Origin of the sequence: uncultured Lactobacillus sp. (genome assembly GCF_948948975.1) — a bacterium.
GTDB lineage: Bacteria > Bacillota > Bacilli > Lactobacillales > Lactobacillaceae > Lactobacillus.
Genome location: NZ_CARBVX010000002.1, coordinates 1 through 20,489, shown reverse-complemented (window position 1 = coordinate 20,489; position 20,489 = coordinate 1). Strand labels below are relative to the sequence as shown.

Genomic DNA, 20,489 nt, shown 5'->3' with positions numbered 1-20,489 from the left:
TTTAAAAGGAAGTGAGTAGATGGCTGACGTTTTTGAAAAAGAAGGCTCACCAACACAAGACGCAACCTATAGAGAACATCTTGATCGTAATTGGGAAGCCGGCAACAGGAAGTTTGCTGAATTAGAAGGTAAAGTCAAAAATACAGAAGAAAAATGTCAGGATATCATTGGTGACCAAGATAGCAATGATGTTGATAAAAAGAAAAAAGAAGAACGAATTAAAGCCTTGGAAACACAAGTAGCAAAATTAAGCCTTGCCGTTTTCGGCGATGGGGCTACAGCAGTTCATACAATTAGTTCTAATGAAGATAATCATAGTCAAATAGCTGAGGAGGTGAAGCTTGACTAATGAATAATATTCCAACAATTAACAATAACGGACAACCGTATTACTTTCCTGCTGACGTTGCTAAAGAAGGTGAGGGCTATGTAAGACTTAGCAATTTCTTTAAAGTTCGTGTGAACGATAACGGCAAGGTTCTTCCTTTTAAATGGTATGACCAAGGACGAGTGATGAATGTTCATGGATTCATTCCATTTATCCAAGGCGTAGTAGGTAAGCATTACGAAGATCCTGATACCAATGAGATTATCATGGCTCCAGATGCCCTTTACCGTGAGTGGCAAGGCTCAATGGAAAATGCACATGATGGCGGAGTGATGGACTACATCTTAGAAGATCAGATGTTTCCTCAAGAAGGTATTTTTAAGGGACACTTTGGCTTAAAAGACGGTAATGGAAACGTCTTAACCAGCGTTAACATCGTGTTTGAAGTCTTAGGCAATGATCTTAGAATTGGCAATACCTATAAGTATTACAGTTCACGGCTTGATAGCTTAGAACGTGAATATCAAGTCAAAACCGATCAAATGGTTGCTGATGGTAATCAAAAGATTAACCAATTAATAGTTGAAACCAAGAACAACATCGATACATCTCTTCAAACATCAAGAGAAAATCTTGATGCGCTTAATGGAGAGATTAGAGCTAACCGTGCTGAACAAGCAAATATTAGCCAGCATCTAGCAGGTACGCAACAACAAATTGCTAATTACGACATTGTAACCAGACCTGAATTTCAAAATGGTATGGATACGATGAATAATGCAATTAATCAACGATTATCTCAGATGAAGACTAATCCAATTGCAGTTGCTAACGCTGGAGAGCTAACTACTAATTATCCTAATGGTGCTGACGGTATCTTCATCACTGCTGATACTGGTCACAAGTGGGTATACCTATATGGAGCATGGAAAGATTGCGGAGAATATCAAGCTATTGGCATTGAGAACTCTGAACTAGCTCCACTTAAAGAACAGATTTTAAAGCAAGAAGGCAAGATTGATCAAAATTCTAACAATATCACTCTTAACTCTTTGGGAGTTAAAGATAATACAACTAGAATTCAGAATATTGAGGGAGCAGGCACACTTACAAGTATCTCTCTTACAGATCAAAATGGTAATCACATTACTGATGATGCTGGAAATCGCATTGGCGACTCTAAATGGCTGTTGTTAACTGACACAACTCTTACGCAAGCAGGCTTGCCGGCAGATGGTCAAGCAGTGGGTGCTGCAATTAAAAATGCTACTAGTTTCAAGCCTGAAAAGTATGGTATGCCAGTTCTTTATCTCTGGGGTAGCAATGTTTTATCTTTAAAAGATAAATCCAAGACTTTAACGAACGAGGTTACTTATAGTTTTCCAGCTTATGGAGTATCTGGAACAGTTGAAAAGTTTAAAGTGCAAGGTGCTTCAAGTGTGGGCCATCCTAAGAAGAATTACACTTTGAACTTAGATAAGAGTTTTCAAGCTTTTAGCGGATATGGAAAGAACCATAAGTACGTAATCAAGGCTAACTATACTGAACCTTCACAAGCTCTCAATGTGGTTGGTGCTAGATTATGGGGACGCATTAGAGACACACATAAGCACGCTGATACAGGAATACTTAACACTAATGGTGACTTACTAGTGGATAACAGCGGTAATCGAATTATTGCTGAAACAGATCCACAGCTTTCTATAGGTGGCAATTACGGTGCAGTAGACGGTTTTCCCATTGCTGTTTACATCAACAATCAGTACTGGGGACTATACACCTTCAACATTCCTAAGGATGACTGGATGGCTAAAATGCCAAAGAAGTCCAAAGGAAAGTATGCAATTGTTGATACTATTTGGGATCCTCAAGGAGCATTTAAGCAAGAAACTAACTTCAAAGATCAAATGGAACTGCAATTCTGTAGCACCAAAGACACAGATTGGGCTAGGGATTCAGTCAATGAGTTAATCCGAGCTGTTTTAGCACATTATGATACGGTAGATGACTTTAATAAGGCAGTTAGTCCATTACTTGATATAGATAGTGCGATTGACTACTACATCTTCTCAGTTCTAGTAGATAACGATGATGGTATTTTTAGAAATTACTTGTTGCAGACATTTGATGGCAAGAAGTGGTATTTTGCAGCCTATGACCTTGATTCAATTTTCGGACGTACACCAGACTTCTTAGAGCACATGCCAGCTAAGTCCGATACAGACGACTGGCGAGATCATGGCGTAACTTTTGAGAATGTTACGAATGCCAATCGCTTGATGTATCAGCTTTGGAAATTCTATAAAGACGAAATTTTAAAGCGAACTAAAGCTTTAGTTGATGGTATTATGTCTGATTCAGCCGTAGACACAGCTTTTGTGGACTTTGTCAGACACATTCCAGTCAAAGTATTTGATGCAGAACTTGATGTGTGGCCTTACACCCCTAATACGTCGGTTGATAATGTCAATCGCATTGGAAGATGGTATATGCAACGTATGGAATGGTTAAAAAATAGATATTTTAATAATTAATTAAAGGAGACAGATAATTATGGCAGATATTAAATTTATGAACTTAAGTGAAAACGGTAACCCAGCTACTACAGATAGTGTTTTAATCGGAAACCAACAAGACGGGTTAAAACGCACAACATTAGGCACTATCGGAAACATGTTTTCTGTCCATCAGGCCTTGCACTTTGAGCAAGTAAGCTGTAATGCAAATACCGCTGCGTCACAAATCACGGATCCATCAGCAACAAATTGGTCAGTAAGTTATCCTATTCAAGCGCCAGACGTACCAGGTTATACTTTTAAAACATGGATTAATTCAGCAACAAATGGTTTTGTCTGTGGAAGTTATGTTGCTAGCCCTCTTTATGCGTCAGCAACTGTATGGTTAGACAGTGCGCAAGTAGTCTCAATTCGAGACAGTCAAAGTTATATTACTGCCGTAGCGATGTACATTAAGAACGAATTAGCTTAATGTAATAAATAGTCGCCTAAGAAATAAACAGTACGCAAGGGCGGCTGACAGGAGAATAGTATATGAAACAAAAATTTAAAAATCTCCTCCACACAGCACATCCACAACATGAAATATTAGCGCTGGCAATGGTAGGAATAGGATTAATTCTTATCTGCAATGATTTCTATTTCTTTTGGCCACCTTTTGCGGTTGGGGTTTTAAATGACGACTTAGTAGGTGGCATCTTTATTGCTATTGGTGTTTGGCTTTTTAGTTGGGCAATTAGTGATAAGAACAGCATTTCTACAAATCGTAATCTGTTAATTATTACCGCAGGTTTGTTAGCATTTGAAGCAATTGCTGAATTTTGTCACGGTTACATATCGGGACACCCACACATGTTTACAGCCGGATTTTTAGAAGTGATTGTTTTACTGTTCGATTTTTCTATCATTAGCAAAAGTAAGAAGCATAACTATTAGATAGGGGTGGTGCTTTATAGGCGATTTACTAAGGGCACTGCCTTATCTTGGTGGTATAGGTACGTTCTTGATTGCGATTTGGAAGTGGGTATTCGATGCCCTTAAAGAAGAGCGTGACCACTATCAGCAAAAATGCCAAGAACAAGAGAAAGAGATAGATAAACTAAAAGAAAAAAATCTGAAACTTCAACGCAAAGTTGATCAACAACAGATTTTAGTAAATGAATATGTAAAGAAGGCACCAACTAATGGTGCCTTTTTTGATGGAAAGGAAAATAAACATGATTAAAAAGTTAGAAAAAGAACTAAAAAAGTTAAATACAAAGCGTGGGAAGTTATCTAAATTTTTATCCAAGCAAAATAAGAAAACTTTATCAACTAACCAGCGTGTTCTATTAGTAGAGCAAAAACAAGCAATGGCTAAGTATGCCAAGGTGTTAAAGCTACGCATCAATGATTTGAAGAAGGAGGCTAAATAATGAGTTTCAGTCATTTATTAGACTTAATGATTGTTACAGTATCAGTTGCAGCAGTTGTAATTGTATCTTTCTATACTAAGCATAAGATCGAAATTGATGAAAGAGCAGCTAAAGGTGACCGAGTTGCAATGGCACAGCAAATCGTAGCACAAGCGGTAACCCCTCTCGTTTATCAAGCAGAGAAGAGGGGTGGGGCAGGCGAAGAGAAGATGGACTTTGTAATTAATGGACTTAACCTCATCTTATCGTTGGCTCACTTACCAGCCTTACCAGCGAGTTTCCTAAAAGGCTTAGCTGAAAAAGCAGTTGTGGCGATGAAACAAACTCAAGCAATTTCTGATACCATCGATAAGCCAAAACCGAACAAGACAATTGTGGCCAACTTTGATCAAACAAATAAATCCGAATAATAAAAAGTGGCCAAAAATGATTCTTTTAGTAATAGCGAACATTTTAAAGAAGAAGGTATATAAATGGAAGTAGAAAAAAGAAGCTATGGTGTAGATGTATCAAGCCACAATGGAACTGACTTATCAAGCATGGCTCACTCTGGGGCTAAGTTTGCGATCGTAAAGCTGTCAGAAGGCTTGAATTATCAAAATCCTAAAGCACCAGCACAACTTTCAAACGCAAAAGCTAATAATATGCTTACTATGGGTTATCACTATGCCCACTTTGGTGCTGATAGCAATCGAGCAGTACAAGAGGGTAACTATACGGTAAATTCAGCAAAATATGCTGGGTTGCCAGTAGGTTCTTATTTGGCTTGTGACTGGGAAGTAGATGATAATAATGTTACTAATGCTGGACGAGTACCTAGTGCCAATGCTATCTTAGCTTTTCTTGATGTGATTGTTTCTGCTGGCTATAAGCCACTCTTGTACTCTGGTGCAGCCCTATTAAAAGGTAATGTTGATACGGGGAAAGTACTTGCTAAGTATGCTAACTCCTTATGGGTAGCAGCATATCCACTAGGCAACGGCGTGCCAGCAAGTGAACCAGACTTTGGTTACTTCCCATCAATGGACGGGGTAGCAATTTGGCAATTTACCGATAACTGGAAGGGCATGAGCGTTGATGGTAACATCTCACTGATTGACCTTAAATCTGACGATAAACCAGCTACTCAAACATCTAAACCGGCGGTTAAACAACCAACATTACAATCTTTTATAGATGACTTAGGGGATACATGGTACAAAGAAGAAGGTAAGTTCTATCCAAACGGCACTATCAATATCAGATACGGCGCTAGAACTACCAGTGATATCATTGGAACAGTTACTAAGGGCGATTGTGTTAAGTATGATGCATATAGCCGTCACGGCGGTTATGTCTGGATTAGACAACCAAGAGCCAATGGACAACCAGGATTCTTAGTTTGTCGCAAAGGCAATGATCCTTGGGGAAGATTTGAATAATTTAGACACTAATAAGACACTAACAACTTATAATTTTACAGATATTTTTATAATTTTATGTAATTAAATATAAACTGCAAACATTGATATATAAATGAATTGCTTATATATTGGGGGATCCCTTTATACCTTTCATTAAAACAATAATTTTAATGAAAGGTGATTCTAATGAAAAAATCATGTATTATTGCCCCAGCCAGGAGTAATGTTGTCCTATTTTATTACTCTATGTATTTCATACGATCGTCTTCAGTAAATCAGTAAAAACTAGAAAATCTAGCAATTCCTTACATTTCAATTGTTTCAAAATATCATAATTTTAAGATAAAATACTTGTCGTATTTAAGCTTTTATCTGAGAATACTTATTACTTGTACAACTAATTTAAATCCACAAATAGGCTCTGGCAATAGCAAACATTTAGCATAAGACATATAACAGAACATTTAAATCAAATTCGATTAACTGTTAACCAATAATTATTTTAAAAGCCATAGAATGGCCGTCAGAGCAGCACAAAATCATAGATAAGAGTTACTAGCTATAAAAATTTTTATTTAACTTACCAATGAAGATTCAAAATAAAAATCCTTAACTTATATTTTTTTAGTTGGTAAGAATCTAATTAACTCAGAAAATTATTTTAGGTGCATTGATAAAGATTTATCTGACTAAAATATAATTTTCATATGAACAAGTTACTTTTGATATATTCTATAATTTTTATATATTTACTTTACATAATATATATTATACGAATTTACGCTTTAATGATTTATTCGCTCCTTTTCTATAATCTTCACTACATAAAAAATCTTACTAAATTGAATACCCAGTTCAATCTAGTAAGATTTTAAACATTTACAGAAATTTTTTAACAACTACTCATTTTTTAAATTTAATTTTTTCCGTTTACTTAAGGAAATTGTATAAACAATATTAATTGTTCCCAGAAGTAATACCGCAAACCATATAGTTTTTAAGAAAAATACTTTTTGAAGTAATGCTGACACAATGGCTCCAAGTGCAAAAGCAATAACTAAAAACATATAGTTAACAGCTGCATTATGCTGAGATTTATCTTCACCAAAGAAATATGCACTCCAGGCAACGACAGATTTTTTTAAATTACCAGTTGTAAAGGCATTATTATATCCCATACCTTCGATCTTACTAAAGGAAGCATTTTGAACAGCCAATCCAAACGCAATTATAGGCACGACATAATAATTTGGAACAGTTTTAGGAACAAAGCCTACTCCTAAGCAAATAAGTAAAATTGGAAATAGACAAAATACTCGCCAATAATTACTTTTAACGTATTTATGAAAAAGACCTACTAATAGTAATCCTAAAGTAAATGCAATAAATGTAGTTGCTCTATTTAACATACCAGCTATATTGTGATCGGCAAATGCTGAAGCAAAGAAGATAACATTTCCTGTTTGACCTGCAGATAAAGTATGTCCTCGTTGAATATAAGTATAAGCATCAATAAAACCAGCTGAAAAAGTTAAGGATGTGGCTAAAATACGTGATTCTGATGGCCGATACTGATCATTAGTAAATATATTCATATTTAACCTCCATGTTATGAGCCTAAATTAAAAACATGATCAAGGGAGACCATGTTTTTAACTGAATTAATCTTCAATCTGAATGTTCTTAATAATTACATCCTCTTTAGGCTTATCATTTGCCTTATCACGTGGAACTTTTGCAATTTCATCAACGACATCCATACCATCAATTACTTGACCAAAAACTGTATGACGACCATCTAACCATGGGGTTCCACCCTGTTTATATGCTTTTACAATTTCTTTTGGATAGCCAGCCGTATCCATTTCCTTAATCATTCGTTTAGGCACATTCTTATTTTGAACAATAAAGAATTGACTACCATTAGTATTAGGACCAGAATTAGCCATGGAAAGTGCTCCGCGTAAATTAAAGAGTTTATTTGAAAATTCATCTTCAAAAGGATGACCCCAGATACTTTCACCACCAGTACCGTCACCCTTTGGATCACCACCTTGGATCATAAAGTCACTAATTACACGATGAAACGTAGTATTATCATAGTAACCCTTTTTAGCTAAACGAACGAAATTTTCTACAGTCATTGGAGCTTCTTTTTCAAATAATTGAACTTTAATATCTCCATGATTAGTTTCAATTACTGCTTTTGGGCCTTTTACATTTTCAAGGTCTAATTGTGGATATTCCATCTTAATCCTCCTATTTTTTAATCTGTTCTAGTCTATTCTACTATTTATTACAAGACACTTCATTAATCTATTCTTCTTTCAAATATTTTCTAATGGTATCAAGCATAATTTGGCCATATGCTTTTAATTTTGCTTGACCAACACCTGAAATATTCAAAAAGTCTGTTTTTGTTTTAGGTTTTTGAAGTGCCATATCTCTTAATGATTTATCAGAAAAAATATAAAATGCTGGTATTCCCTGCTCTTTAGCTAACTCTAGACGTGTTGCCTTTAAACGCAAAAATAGATTATTTTCCTTTTCTGAAATTTTATTAGTAATTGGAATCGATTTTCTAACTTTTTTGAGATCTTTTGCCTTACTTGCTTTTTATCATCTAAAACGTCCCATCCTAAATTAGTTACATGAACCACAGGATATTGACTATCTGTTAATTCCAAATAGTTATGGCTAATTAAATAATTGATTAAGTCTAGAGTAGTCTTCTTTCCCATCTTCAAACTACCATAATTTTTTAAATTAGATGCCCTCATTTCTCTCATGCGCTGATTATTAGCACCAGTAACTATATCAGCAACTACATTTTTGCCAAAACGTCCATCAAGTTCATAAATTGTTGAAATGATTCTTTTGCTTTCTGCAGTAATATCTTTTTCAATAAATGTTCCTAAACAATTAGAACATTTACCACATGCAGAGCAACTTTGCCCAAAATATCTGACGATAAATTGTTGTAAACATTCAGTTGTATTGACGTACTTAGTAATTGCAGCTAGTTTTTGATATTGAATTTTTTTGTATTCATCATCTAAATCAGCTTGTTCAATAAACCAGCGATAGAGTCTAATATCTTTAGGATGATAAATTAATATACCTTCACATGGCTCCCCGTCTCTACCTGCTCTTCCAGCTTCTTGATAATATGATTCTAAGTTGGGAGTACTATTAGCGTGAATTACAAAGCGAACATTTCTTTTATCAATTCCCATACCAAAAGCATTTGTTGCAACAATCACTTGTACCTTATCGAATTGAAAGGCATCTTGTACATCGGCTCTTTCTTTATTAGATAGCCCGGCATGATAACTCGCTGTTAAAATTCCATTTTGAGCTAAATAGTCAGTTAACTCTTCAACATTTTTTCTTGTACTCGCATACACAATCCCTGATTGATTGGGATGCTTTTTAATATAATCTAAAAGATATAAATTGGTATTTTTAGGATTATTGACTACCTTGAAGCTCAAATTTGGTCTTGCAAATGAAGTAATAACATAATTTTCAGGTGAAATATTTAGTTGATTTGCAATGTCTTCTTGCACTGAAGGAGTAGCCGTTGCTGTTAAAGCTAAAATATTTGGCTGACTTTTAATTGAATTTACACCTTCCATAATTTGACGGTAAGCCGGTCTAAAGTCATGGCCCCATTGAGAAATACAGTGGGCTTCATCGACTGCTACTAAGGAAACATCCAGGAAGTTTAGTTGATAGCGAAAATAATCCATCGCTAGCCGCTCAGGAGTCACGTATAAAAGTTTTATTTTTCCTTCATAGGCTTGTCTCAAGATTGGATTTACTTCTTCTTGTGGAGTTGCTGAATTTAAAGCAGCAGCATTAATACCATTTTGTTTTAGAGAGTCTATCTGATCCTTCATTAAAGAAATCAGAGGAGATATTACCAACGTTAGGCCAGGATTGACTAATGCTGGTATCTGATAACACATTGACTTTCCTGCTCCAGTTGGCATTACAGCTAAAACATTTTTTCCTTTAAGAACTTGCTCAATAACTTGCTCTTGTCCTGGGCGAAAAGTTGTATAACCAAAAACGTTTTTTAGTACTTCTATTGATGATTTCATTTTCCTCTACTAAATAAAAAAACAAGTATGAAAGGATCATACCTGTCTTTTTCTAAATTAAACCAAATAATTAAGCTTCAAAAGCATTAGTTAAAGGAGGAACAACTTGCTTCTTTCTTGAAACAACGCCTGGTAATTTAACTTCTGAATCTGATAATTTAGCGTTAAATGCTTTTTCAAATTTTGCTTTTGATTCATCACTACCTACTACTAAAGCTTCTGAATCTGAGTCAAGAATGTTGGTAATTAAAAGCATAAACATATCGTAGCCTTCACGCTTAGAAGCTTCATCCATAGCCTTTAAGAAAGCGTCTTTACGTTCTAATGCTTCTGGTAAATCAACAACATTAATTTGGGCTACACGAACGTTGCTACCGTTTAATTCAAAACTCTTAGCATCTAAATCAATTAGGTCTTCTTCTGACTTGTCAGCAATATTAGTACCAGCTTTAAGCATCTTAAGACCGTATTCTTTGTAGTCCACACCAGCAATATTTGCTAAAGATACAACAGCTTCTTTATCTTGGTCAGTAGTAGTTGGTGACTTTAAGAGTAAAGTATCTGAGATAATAGCTGAAAGCATAATTCCTGCAATATCTTGTGGAATTTCAATTTCTTTTTCGTTGTACATTTGCCACATAATGGTACTGGTACAACCAACTGGAGCTGCACGGTAGTATAAAGGATCAGCAGTATTGAAGTTCATAATACGGTGGTGATCAACTACATGAGTTACTTTAACCTTATCAATGTCAGAAACACTTTGTTGAGGTTCGTTATGGTCAACAAGCATAACTGCATCAACTTCATTTGAAGCAGTTTCAATAACACGAGGTGCGGTAAAACCAAACTTATTTAAAGCATACTTAGTTTCATCATTAGCTTCACCTAAAGCAACAGCTTCGGTATCGTAACCTAACTTATTTTGTAAGTATGAGTATGCAATTGCTGTTCCGATTGCATCTGTATCAGGATTTTGGTGACCAAAAATCAATTCTTTTGCCATTATAAGAGCTCCTTTAAAATTATATCTACCTAATTATTTTAGATTAAAAGTTAAACTTAAGCAAATCCATCACGCATTAAAAGGCATCCTTTTGCTACAAAAAGAATGCCTTCAAACTAAATATTAACTTTAATATCTTCTAGTCTGCTATCATAATCTTTTTCTTCAATAAACTTATCCCACTCGTTTAGGAAGTTGACTAATCGAGGTATTTCACTCTTATTTTTACGATAAATAAAACAACTTTCAAAGTTTGTCTCACTCTTTGTCTTTACTGGAGATAATGTAATTTCAGCCTTGTGTGCCTTATAAAAACTCTTGGAGACATATGTATTGTAATCAGTTTGTTCCGCGAATTTGATTAATTGATAAGGAGCAGTAAAAGTTACAGTCGTATTTAATTCATTATTTGGAAATTCACTAGCATAAAAGCGGCGAACAATCTGTGGTAAATAGTAATCCTTAGGATAAGCAACCCACTTATGTTGAGTTGTTTTATTAAATTTATCTTCTGGGTTGTGAGTTAAGAAAACAACTTCTTCCGGATAAATTTGTTTTGCCATATACTGTTTCATATTCTTTACAGTTGAATTATGATCTGGCATGTAAAGAACAGCTAAATCTAATTGATTATTATCTAATCTATCCCAAAGTTCTGTTCTATTATAAAAGCCTACATGTAATACTATGTCAGGATATTTATGATTGAATTTAACTAAAAATTGATCAATTACTCTTGCTTCAATAGTAGATAGAATTCCTAGAGAAATAGTCCCTGTATCTGATTTAGTATACTGCTGGATACTGTCTACGGCATTATTAACTGTTGAAAATAAAGCCTTTGCTGTCTCCTCCATCTTTAAACCAGCATCAGTTAAATATAGTTTTTTGCCCATTTGTCCAAATAAAGGTGAACCAACTGCTCGCTCAAGCTTTTTAATTTGTTGAGTTAAGGCCGGCTGAGTAATTCCTAAAATTTGAGCTGCTTGCGTATAGCTCATATTATCAATTAATTGAAGAAAGTAACGTAACGATTTTGCAGATAAAACCGCATCAGTATTTGTTTTCATGATTAAACGCCTCTTATATAAATTTGGAATAAAACCTAATAAATAAGATTTTTAAATACAACTAATTATTTTCTGATAGTCCTTTATTAAAGCTTAGTATTCATCTCACACTTTTTATAATAACACCTGTACCAATAATAATAAAAAATTTTGCATAAAATGCATACTATTTCCCTATAATTATTATTTTAATAAAAAAACTAAGGATAACAGTTAAATCATTATCCTTAGTTTTTTCTAAACTAATTAAAATAGATCCTCAGTTTTATCTCTTCCATCTGCGATTGGTCGTCCAAGAGTTAATGAGACAGGAGTGCCATCTGTCATCGAATCTAGTACAAAAGATCCATTTGAATAGCGGTCCCCTAATGGAAATTCAGAAGTATTAAGCTCAATATGGCGATCACTAGAAGTATTCAAATGTAGAATATGATTTTCACCATAACTACTGATTGCCATAATTCGATGAGGCTTAGTCTTAAGTTCACGTAGTACAAGTACACCTCGTTTTGCACGGGTTACTTTATTTATAAGGTTAAGTTTGAGTTGTTTAAAGGCTCCGCGTTGAGTAATAATTCCAATCTTAATTAAATCAACATATTTAGGATCAGCTAAAACATAATTTACTATATAGTCATCATCTTTAAGGTTAACTGACTTAACCCCTACGGCTTTTGAACCAGATGTAGGTATTTTATTAATATCAAATCTTATTGCATAAGCTTGGTTAGTAATTAGAGTTATTTCTTGCTTACTATCAAGTTGAACTTGATCAATGCGAACAACTTTACTTTCATTACTCTTAAGCTTAATAGCAATAATTGCACGAGACTTATATGTTCTAGTAGGTTGTAAATCAGCTAATGTAACTTGTTTAATATATCCATCGTTGGTAGCAATCAAAAAGTTCAAACTCGCATTTAAATCATTAACTTCAAACACCCGAATAATTTCTTCATCACTATCAAGACCAATCTCTTGAGACAGGTGCTGACCGGTTTCTTTCCATTTCGTTTCAATTAATTCGTGTACCGGACGATAAATTAGGTTTCCTTTATTAGTAAAAATATAAAGGTTATCCAAGGTAGACATTGTTTTTTCAAATACAACCTTATCACCAGCAGGCAATCCATTATCTTCATCATCGGTTGATTGGAATGAACGAAGAGATGAACGCTTCAAATAGCCATCTTTACTTACTAATACTCGTACATCTTCATCAGCTACAAGAGCTTTTTCATTAATTTCAATTTTAGCTGCTTTAGCAGTGATTTCTGTTCTTCTGGGTGAACCAAATTCTTTCTTTACCGCATTTAGTTCTTTAACTACAACTCTTTCAAGAACTTTGTTATCACTTAATATTTCATTGAACTTTTCGATTTTTTTATTTAAATCTGCTTGTTCCTTTTTAAGCTGGTTAACATCTGTATTAGTTAAGCGATATAACTGCAAAGAAACAATAGCTTCAGCTTGGTTAGGAGTGAAATCATACTTAGCAATTAAATTCTTTTTAGCATCTTTTTTATCTTTAGAAGATCTAATAGTCTTGATTACTTGATCTAGGATATCTAGTGCATGAATAAGACCTTCAACTATTTCTAAACGTTGCTTAGCCTTCTTTAAATCGAATTCTGTTCGCTTAGTTACAACATCTTTCTTGTGCCCCAAGTAAGAAGATAAAATACGCTTTAATCCAACTTGTACAGGAGTCATACGATCAATAGCAACCATATTGAAATTGTATGAAACTTGCAAGTCAGTGTTTTTAAATAGATAGTTCAAGATATTCTGACTATCAGCGCCCTTTTTAAGTTCAATTACAATTGAAAGACCGTGACGATCAGTTTCATCTCTTACTTCTGAAATACCGTCAATTTCCTTATTTAAACGAATTTCGTCAATTTTCTTAACCATCATTGCTTTATTTACGCCGAAAGGTACTTCGGTTACAACTATTTGCTGACGATGGCCTTTAATTTCTTGAATTGTAGTCTTAGACCTAACTTGAATTCTTCCACGACCAGTTTCATAGGCCTCTTTAATGCCCTTAGTTCCTAGGACAATGCCACCTGTTGGAAAATCAGGTCCCTTAACAAATTTCATCAAATCATCTGTTGTAGCATCGGGATGCTTTAACAGGTAAACAGCTGCTTCAATAACTTCAGCAAGATTATGAGGTGGAATTTCAGTTGCATATCCAGCTGAGATACCTGTTGATCCATTAACTAATAAGTTAGGAAAGTGGGCCGGTAAAACTGTTGGTTCATACTCTGTATCATCAAAGTTCAAAATCATTTGAACTGTTTCTTTATCAATATCTTGTAAAAGTAAATTAGAAATTTTACTTAAACGAGATTCGGTGTAACGCATGGCTGCTGGACCATCCCCATCCATTGATCCATTATTACCATGCATTTCAATTAAAGGTTCTCGCATCTTCCAATCTTGCGATAAGTGAACTAAAGCACCATAAATAGAACTGTCACCATGAGGGTGAAAGTTACCCATAACATTACCGACAGCTTTTGCAGCCTTCTTATATGGCTTATCATATGTATTATTATCTTTATACATCGCATAAAGAATACGACGTTGAACTGGTTTTAAGCCATCTCGAATATCTGGGAGAGCACGTTCTTGGATAATATATTTTGAATATCGTCCAAATCTTTCACCCATGACTTCTTCAAGAGGTAATTCCCTAATTCTTTCATTTGTTTGTGTCATCTAAAAATATAACCTCTTAATCTCTACTTGTTTCTAGAATTGAACCGTCTTCACCCATACGGAATTTAACGTTTTCATCAATCCATTTTCTTCTAGGAGCTACTTTATCTCCCATTAAGGTTGTTACACGCTTTTCAGCAAGTTGAGCATCATCAATCTTAACTCTAATTAAGGTACGAGTTTCGGGATTCATAGTTGTTTCCCATAATTGGTCAGCATTCATTTCACCCAACCCTTTGAAACGTTGCAGCGCAAAACCTTTACCCATGTCTTTAGAGTCTTTGCTCAATTCTTCATCAGTCCAAGCATATTTAATCTTGGCTTTTGCGCCATTACCTTTTTGTAATTTGTATAAAGGAGGCAGAGCAATATACACACGACCTGCTTCAACCATTGGGCGCATATATCTGTAAAAGAAAGTTAAAAGCAAAATTTGAATATGCGCACCATCAGTATCCGCATCTGTCATGATGATGATTTTATCGTAATTTGCATCCTTAATCTGAAAATCTGATCCAACACCTGCACCAATCGTATGAATCATGGTGTTGATTTCTTCATTTTTAAAGATATCTTGTAACTTAGCTTTTTGTGTATTTAAGACCTTGCCTCGTAATGGCAAAATAGCTTGGAATTTTCTATCTCTTCCTTGTTTTGCAGAGCCACCGGCTGAGTCCCCCTCGACTAGGAATAGCTCATTTTTCTTTGGGTTACGGGATTGAGCAGGAGTTAATTTTCCTGAAAGAATCTCTTTCTTTCGTCTCTTTTTACCGTTTCGACTTTCATCTCTAGCCTTTTTAGCAGCTTCACGTGCATCCCTTGCCTTTTGTGCTTTCTGAACTAAGCTTTGAGCAAATTCTCCGTTTTCCATTAAATAGTAGGAAAGTTGTTCATAAACAATGCTGTCCACAACACTTCTAGCTTGCGGAGTCCCAAGTTTTCCCTTAGTCTGTCCTTCAAATTCTAGTAATTCTTCTGGAATCTTCACAGATAAGACTGCACTTAAGCCTTCACGATAATCGCTACCTTCTAGACCTTTTTCCTTATTCTTTAATAGACCTTGTTTTCTAGCATAATCATTAAAAGCCTTTGTAAACCCACTACGTGCTCCAGCTTCATGACTACCACCATCAGCTGTACGAACATTATTTACAAATGAAACAAAGTTTTCGGAATATCCATCATTGTATTGACCGGAAAATTCAACTTCGATTCCATTTTGTTTACCAGAGAAATAAAAAACATCTCCCATTGTATCTTTATCTTCGTTTAAATAAGATACAAATGACTTAATTCCGTCTTCATATAGAAACTCATCATGATGTTCTGGTTCGCGTTCATCAGTTAATGTGAATTTAACACCTTTTAATAGAAAAGCTGACTCACGAATTCGTTCTTGAATGGTTTCGTAATTATATGTGGTAGTAGAGAAAATAGTTGGATCTGGTTTAAAAGTAATAGTGGTACCATTTTTATCCTTAGTCTTGCCTAAATGCTTAAGCGTACCAATTGGATGGCCACCATTTTCAAATTCTTCTTCATATGCTTGACCGTCTCTGACTACTCTTACTTTTAAATAAGAAGACAGTGCATTTACAACAGAAGAACCTACTCCATGTAAACCACCAGAAGTTTGATAATTCTTTTCGGTAAACTTACCACCTGCATGTAACACAGTAAGGATAACTTCAATAGTTGGAATTCCTGATTCATGCATTCCTGTTGGCATTCCACGTCCAAAATCTTGAACCGTAACTGAATTATCTTTATGAATAGTTACATTGATTTCTTTACCATAACCAGCCATTGCTTCGTCAACTGAGTTATCAACGATTTCATAAATCAAGTGATTTAACCCATGCCGATCCGTTGAACCGATATACATTCCTGGACGTTTTCTTACTGCCTCTAGCCCATGAAGAATCTGAATCGAAGAATCATCATATGAACTGGTAGTTTTATTTGCTTTAGCCAAATAAATGCCTCCATTTTTAACAGACAATCAAAATCAACCCCACAGCTATTATAATCTTTGTTAAAATAGCTTTAGATTTTAAATGGGGTTGAACAGTGAATGTCTACGTTGAATTATTTACTAATTTTTATTTTAGCATACTTGATTGGATCCTTTCCCACAGGTGTGTTAGTCGGAAAGATATTTTTTCATGAAGATATAAGAAACTTTGGATCAGGAAATATTGGTACAACCAATTCATTTAGAGTAATGGGACCTGTAGCAGGTAGTGCAGTTTTAGTCATTGATGTATTAAAAGGGACACTTGCAACAGATTTACCATTAATTTTCCACCTAAAGGGACCAAAGTATTTATTACTAATTGCTGGTGCCTGTGCCATTCTAGGTCACACCTTTTCCATCTTTCTAAAATTTAAAGGCGGAAAAGCGGTAGCAACTAGCGCCGGCGTCTTTCTTGGTTACAATTTAAAGTTCTTTGGACTATGTGCCTTAGTATTTTTACCAATGCTATTTATTACTTCATATGTAAGTTTATCAAGCTTGGTTTCAATAGTTATCATCTTCATTTGTTCCTTCTGGTTTCACGATATCTTTCTTACAATCATTACAGGAATTATGATGATCTTGCTCTTTGTAAGACACCGCTCCAATATCAAGCGCCTAATTAACCATGAAGAAAATATCGTTCCTTTTGGCCTATGGTATTGGTACAAAAAGTCTCATGGATTACTAAAAAAGAATGCTAAAAATAAATAATCAGAACAAAAGACTGTTTAAGGCAAACTCCTCAACAGTCTTTTTTCATAAGTATTATACTTTATTTGAACAAATGTTCGCAAGACACAATTTTAACACCTAATTAATATGGATAATTATCTAGGTGGTCTTTCTCAGTGATTTTTCTAACTACTCGGCCTGGAACACCTAAAACTAAAGAATTATCTGGAATATCTTTTGTAACTACACTACCAGCTCCAATAACACAATTATTTCCAATAGTTACTCCTGGACAAACAGTTACATTACTAGCTAACCAGCAATTATCGCCAATTGTAATTGGTGCTCCATATTCAATATCTGCTACTTTACCATCTGCTTGCAAGCGCGCATTTCTTTGCTCTGGCAATAAGGGATGTAGAGGTGTTACTAATGAAGTATTAGGTCCACACATTACATTGTCTCCAATAGTAACTGGACAAGTATCTAAAATAGTCAAATTAAAGTTAGCATAAAAATTTTTACCTAATTTTGTAAATTTACCATAATCTACTTCAATTGGCCCCTGCAGGTAAACTCCCTCTCCATGATCTGGAAATAAATTATCAATAATTGCTTTTCTTACTTCTTTATCTTCATCTGCTGTTTGATTATAATCGCGGCTTAAGCGATGCGCCTTCGTTGAAATAGCTCTTAATTCTTCCGTGTCGGGACGATAAGGTAATCCTGCTAGCATATTTTTAGTATTTTCTTCCATTCTTACACCTTACTTTCTTATACTTTTTATTTTTATCTTTAAAATATCATATTTGGGATTAAGATTATAGTAAAAAAAGATAGAAACATAAATCATGCTTCTATCTATCTCTATTGTATTAATGTTACTGACTATTCTGAATCACGTAATTGCTTTAGACTTTCGCCGAAAATATCATCAATTACTGCTGGGTCACGGTGGTCAAAGAATTGACTTTCGCCCTTATCTAATCCTTTAATCTTATCCATTTCATCCTTGGTTAATTCAAAGTCAAAAATATCAAGATTTTCTTTTTGACGTTTTTCATGAACAGATTTTGGAATAACAACAATATCTTGTTGGGTAAGCCAACGCAAAATAACTTGAGCAGTAGTCTTGTGGTGAGCTTCAGCAATTTCTTTCAATGTCTTATTATTGAAAATATCATGTTTACCTTCTGCAAATTGAGCCCAAGCTTCTACAGCTACATCTCTTCCTTGGAAGAATTTAACATCGTTAGTTTGTTGGAAGCATGGATTAATTTCAATTTGGTTAATTGCTGGCTTATCTTCATGAGCAAGCTCTAAATTCATGTATTGATCAGGATAAAAGTTTGATAAACCAATTGAACGAACTTTACCAGCACGCTTGGCAGCAGCCAAAGCATTCCAAGCGCCGAACGTATCGCCATATGGTTGGTGAAGTAATACTAAGTCTAAATAATCAGTTCCTAATTCTTTTAAGTCATGATCAATTGCTTTAGTAGCTTTTTCAAATGACATGTTTGAAACCCAAATTTTTGTAGTTAAGAAAATATCGTCTCTATTAACTGCACTCTCTGCAATTGCTTCACCTACAGCAATTTGATTTTCATATACTTCTGCAGTATCAATCATGCGATAACCGTTTGCTAACGCCATCTCTACTGTTTGTCTTGCTTTTTCATGATCTGGTATTTGGAAGACGCCTAAACCAAGTAAAGGCATTTTATTGCCATCATTTAATGTAATTGTTGGAACTTCTGTCATTTTTAAGTCCTCCCTTTTCTACTCATTCGTCTTCATTTTAAGTCTAAGAATGCAATAAATAAAACAATAGAGCTTATTTTTCATTATCTTTGATTTTGCCAGTGAAATAAGGGATAAGTTACTCATAAAACTTGTTAAATAAGTCTTCTAGTGAAATTTTCCTAACAGTAAATGAAACGTTATTTTCAAGTAGTATATGAATTATTGAGTCAAATTTATCTTGACTTAATTCATCAATTGATAAAAGAATCGTTTGATTGGGTAGAATTTGATAATTACTTTCTTCGAGAATCTCGTTAATCAAACTTGAATTATGAAATTCTAAATATTTTTTTGTTTCAGCTTTATTGTTTAGATTTTCAATTATTTTACCATTCTTTAAAAATAAAACTTGATCTGCATATTGCTGCAAATTTTGCAACAAATGTGAGGCCATAATTATTAACTTACCTTGTGCTCGCAAATTTAACAATACCTGTGAAATTAACTGAACGTTTTGGGGATCTAATCCATTCATTACTTCATCTAAAAGCATGACTGACGTATTGGTAGCCGCCACCATTGCAAAACATAAACGTTGTTTCATCCCTAGTGAATAGGTTTCTACTTTACGGTCAATATAAGTTTCCATTTTTAAGGTTGAAATAATATCTTTTACTTTCTGCGGATCATTATGCCATAAGTTAGCATAAAGTTTTAAATGATCTCTCCCAGTCATAAAAGAAAAAAGTTCACTTTGGTCAGGAAAAGCACAAATTTCTTGATGCAATTTAACTGTTGTCTTTTCGTTCTTATACTGTAAATCGTTATATTCTACGTATCCCTTTTGAGGTTTCAGATTGTTCAATATAACATTGATCAAAGTCGATTTTCCTGTACCATTTGGTGCAACTAAGCCATAAATTGTTCCATTTTGAAAATTATAATTAAAACCATCTAAGACAGTATGATTACCAAAAGATAAGGTGATATCTTTTAATTTAAGCATTTAATTTCATCCCTTTACTAATGAAACTCTATTTGAATGACTAATCATTATCATACAAATTTCAACTATTAAAATGGCAAAAATAAGCGGATAAAGTCCTGCTACAAATCCCCATCCTGGAGAATCCATTAAATATGCTAAATTTCCAGTTAAACTTTCTCCAATAGAGAAATATGTCATTGGTAGATTTTGTAAAAACGGATATACATATCCCATTCCTAAAGAAAAATAGAAAACTTTTCCACTAATTGCAAATATAGTTGCTAATATTTCAGCAATATATTCATTTCTAAAAATTATAGAAAATAAAATCGTGAGCCTAATAAACAAAAAAACAATTAAAATGGCAAAAATCCCAAACTGCCCAAAATATTCTCCTAAGGTTGGATATTTAAAAGGCTGTAAAAAATACAATCTTCCCATATAAAACATTCTAAGCTAAATAGTGAATTAGTTATCCGACGGGATAATTGA

General features: G+C 34.3%; 19 protein-coding genes and 1 pseudogene. 9 read left to right on the top strand and 11 right to left on the bottom strand.

Features of this window, described 5'->3' with window-relative positions; genetic code table 11:
- The first annotated feature begins 19 nt into the window (after positions 1 to 19).
- From Q9R40_RS01020 to Q9R40_RS00985, 8 genes are all read left to right on the top strand, one after another.
- Positions 20 to 349 (top strand): hypothetical protein, encoded by a 330-nt coding sequence (locus Q9R40_RS01020; protein ID WP_304675945.1) that lies wholly within the window; start codon positions 20 to 22, stop codon positions 347 to 349.
- Entirely contained in the window at positions 349 to 2,862 is a 2,514-nt protein-coding gene (locus Q9R40_RS01015) for a CotH kinase family protein (RefSeq protein WP_304675944.1), read from the top strand. The genes Q9R40_RS01020 and Q9R40_RS01015 overlap by 1 nt, the downstream gene beginning before the upstream one ends.
- 19 nt (positions 2,863 to 2,881) lie before the next feature.
- The gene (locus Q9R40_RS01010) at positions 2,882 to 3,316 is read left to right on the top strand and encodes a hypothetical protein (protein WP_304675943.1); all 435 of its coding nucleotides are present in this window, start codon (positions 2,882 to 2,884) and stop codon (positions 3,314 to 3,316) included.
- 62 nt (positions 3,317 to 3,378) lie between these two features.
- Complete coding sequence (locus tag Q9R40_RS01005; protein WP_304675942.1) at positions 3,379 to 3,780, top strand: hypothetical protein; 402 nt, start codon at positions 3,379 to 3,381, stop codon at positions 3,778 to 3,780.
- A 67-nt stretch (positions 3,781 to 3,847) separates the two neighbouring features.
- Entirely contained in the window at positions 3,848 to 4,069 is a 222-nt protein-coding gene (locus tag Q9R40_RS01000; protein ID WP_304675941.1) for a hypothetical protein, read from the top strand.
- The gene (locus Q9R40_RS00995) at positions 4,062 to 4,259 is read left to right on the top strand and encodes a hypothetical protein (RefSeq protein ID WP_304675940.1); all 198 of its coding nucleotides are present in this window, start codon (positions 4,062 to 4,064) and stop codon (positions 4,257 to 4,259) included. The genes Q9R40_RS01000 and Q9R40_RS00995 overlap by 8 nt, the downstream gene beginning before the upstream one ends.
- Positions 4,259 to 4,669 (top strand): phage holin, encoded by a 411-nt coding sequence (locus Q9R40_RS00990; RefSeq protein WP_304675939.1) that lies wholly within the window; start codon positions 4,259 to 4,261, stop codon positions 4,667 to 4,669. Before Q9R40_RS00995 ends, Q9R40_RS00990 begins: the two co-directional genes overlap by 1 nt.
- 63 nt (positions 4,670 to 4,732) lie before the next feature.
- Positions 4,733 to 5,680, top strand: a complete 948-nt coding sequence (locus Q9R40_RS00985) for a GH25 family lysozyme (protein ID WP_304675938.1) — start codon at positions 4,733 to 4,735, stop codon at positions 5,678 to 5,680.
- Between the two features lie 881 nt (positions 5,681 to 6,561).
- On the opposite strand, the gene Q9R40_RS00980 is transcribed toward Q9R40_RS00985, so the two are convergent.
- The 7 genes and pseudogenes from Q9R40_RS00980 to parE form a co-directional block, all read right to left on the bottom strand.
- Positions 6,562 to 7,257: a YoaK family protein gene (locus Q9R40_RS00980; RefSeq protein WP_304675937.1), complete on the bottom strand. Its 696-nt coding sequence runs from the start codon at positions 7,255 to 7,257 to the stop codon at positions 6,562 to 6,564.
- 66 nt (positions 7,258 to 7,323) lie between these two features.
- The gene (locus Q9R40_RS00975) at positions 7,324 to 7,911 is read right to left on the bottom strand and encodes a peptidylprolyl isomerase (protein WP_300723701.1); all 588 of its coding nucleotides are present in this window, start codon (positions 7,909 to 7,911) and stop codon (positions 7,324 to 7,326) included.
- A gap of 67 nt (positions 7,912 to 7,978) precedes the next feature.
- Positions 7,979 to 9,768, bottom strand: a pseudogene (recQ, locus tag Q9R40_RS00970) (DNA helicase RecQ).
- Positions 9,769 to 9,838: 70 nt separating this feature from the next.
- Positions 9,839 to 10,774, bottom strand: a complete 936-nt coding sequence (locus Q9R40_RS00965) for a manganese-dependent inorganic pyrophosphatase (protein ID WP_023599615.1) — start codon at positions 10,772 to 10,774, stop codon at positions 9,839 to 9,841.
- 116 nt (positions 10,775 to 10,890) lie between these two features.
- Complete coding sequence (locus tag Q9R40_RS00960) at positions 10,891 to 11,844, bottom strand: LysR family transcriptional regulator (RefSeq protein WP_300594595.1); 954 nt, start codon at positions 11,842 to 11,844, stop codon at positions 10,891 to 10,893.
- Positions 11,845 to 12,090: 246 nt separating this feature from the next.
- Entirely contained in the window at positions 12,091 to 14,571 is a 2,481-nt protein-coding gene (gene parC, locus Q9R40_RS00955; protein ID WP_300594592.1) for a DNA topoisomerase IV subunit A, read from the bottom strand.
- Between the two features lie 16 nt (positions 14,572 to 14,587).
- Entirely contained in the window at positions 14,588 to 16,546 is a 1,959-nt protein-coding gene (parE, locus tag Q9R40_RS00950; protein WP_297938690.1) for a DNA topoisomerase IV subunit B, read from the bottom strand.
- A 99-nt stretch (positions 16,547 to 16,645) separates the two neighbouring features.
- On the opposite strand from parE, the gene plsY reads away from it, so the two are divergent.
- A complete protein-coding gene (plsY, locus tag Q9R40_RS00945; protein ID WP_011162006.1) occupies positions 16,646 to 17,302 on the top strand; it encodes a glycerol-3-phosphate 1-O-acyltransferase PlsY in 657 nt (218 codons plus the stop codon).
- A 103-nt stretch (positions 17,303 to 17,405) separates the two neighbouring features.
- On the opposite strand, the gene Q9R40_RS00940 is transcribed toward plsY, so the two are convergent.
- The 4 genes from Q9R40_RS00940 to Q9R40_RS00925 form a co-directional block, all read right to left on the bottom strand.
- Positions 17,406 to 18,020 (bottom strand): sugar O-acetyltransferase, encoded by a 615-nt coding sequence (locus tag Q9R40_RS00940; RefSeq protein WP_260308151.1) that lies wholly within the window; start codon positions 18,018 to 18,020, stop codon positions 17,406 to 17,408.
- 131 nt (positions 18,021 to 18,151) lie between these two features.
- The gene (locus Q9R40_RS00935) at positions 18,152 to 19,027 is read right to left on the bottom strand and encodes an aldo/keto reductase (protein ID WP_300594589.1); all 876 of its coding nucleotides are present in this window, start codon (positions 19,025 to 19,027) and stop codon (positions 18,152 to 18,154) included.
- A 118-nt stretch (positions 19,028 to 19,145) separates the two neighbouring features.
- Positions 19,146 to 20,015, bottom strand: a complete 870-nt coding sequence (locus tag Q9R40_RS00930) for an ABC transporter ATP-binding protein (RefSeq protein ID WP_300594586.1) — start codon at positions 20,013 to 20,015, stop codon at positions 19,146 to 19,148.
- 6 nt (positions 20,016 to 20,021) lie between these two features.
- Positions 20,022 to 20,438 carry a hypothetical protein gene (locus Q9R40_RS00925; protein ID WP_304675936.1) on the bottom strand — a complete coding sequence of 139 codons (417 nt, stop codon included), beginning with the start codon at positions 20,436 to 20,438 and terminating at the stop codon, positions 20,022 to 20,024.
- Positions 20,439 to 20,489 lie beyond the last annotated feature (51 nt).